At 35.2% G+C, this 233-nt stretch carries 1 protein-coding gene; it reads right to left on the bottom strand.

Going from position 1 to position 233, the window contains the following annotated elements:
• A partial coding sequence (locus FFR48_RS28740; RefSeq protein ID WP_162502012.1) for a hypothetical protein occupies positions 1 to 233 on the bottom strand: 233 nt, incomplete at both ends.

The following is a 233-nucleotide window of genomic DNA, read 5'->3' as shown; positions in this document are numbered from 1 at the left end:
CTGCTGTGGCTGTAAAGGTATAAGTATCCTGTTCACCTTTTTCACTGATATTGCCACTAACAATATTACCGATAGTTAAAGGAGTTATCGCTGAAACATCAGGAGTAATTAAACGCAAGCTATAAGTAGAACTATTGACATCACTATAACCCTGCATGATCAAATAATAATCACCTTGCTCTAACCAAAACTCTGCATCAGAATTTAAGTTATTGGCAGTAATATATTGACCA

Origin of the sequence: Sphaerospermopsis reniformis, from assembly GCF_005402885.1 — a bacterium.
Taxonomy (GTDB): Bacteria; Cyanobacteriota; Cyanobacteriia; order Cyanobacteriales; family Nostocaceae; genus Sphaerospermopsis; species Sphaerospermopsis kisseleviana.
This window is presented reverse-complemented; position numbering and strand designations above follow the sequence as displayed.